Consider the following 534-nt stretch of genomic DNA (forward strand, 5'->3'; position numbering starts at 1 on the left):
GCGGCTGAAAGCCGGCAGGAGACCGACCTGCTTTATCTGCCAGGCCAATTGCCGCAGCTGGCCAAAGCGGCCCGGACCTGCGGCTACCGGGCCCTGGTCTGCCCGGAAAATGCCGATGTGTTCGACCGGCAGAGTTTTCACCAGGCCAGCGAGATCAAGAACTACGTCCAGCAGCTGAGCGGGCAGCGGATCATCGTCATCAACCTGGCCAGCTTGAAGCAGGTCGTGCACCAAGAGCCATCCGTCAAGGCAGCCAAGCCGGCTTTAGACAAGCAGGCCCGCCTGGCTGATCAGCAAAAAAAGCAGCCGGCAGAGCTTGAAATCGACCAGGTGGTGGGGCTGCTCTTAAAAGACCTGGATAAAGCCGGGATACCCTGCCGGCCCTTGAATTCGCTGGCTACTGAATCGGTTGCCAGCCGCTTGCGCCAGCAGCTGGCCGACGACAGCCAGCAGGCGGCGGTCTACCGCTACTCTTTGACCAGCAAGCGCAAAATGGCGCTCATCATCGCCCCGGTGCATACCAGCCGCCAGTAC

General features: G+C 61.4%; 1 pseudogene. It reads left to right on the forward strand.

From position 1 onward, the window contains the following. A pseudogene (locus lacNas_RS06265) lies at positions 1-534 on the forward strand (polysaccharide deacetylase family protein); the annotation flags it as partial.

Origin of the sequence: Lactobacillus nasalidis, from assembly GCF_016587775.1 — a bacterium.
Taxonomy (GTDB): domain Bacteria; phylum Bacillota; class Bacilli; order Lactobacillales; family Lactobacillaceae; genus Lactobacillus; species Lactobacillus nasalidis.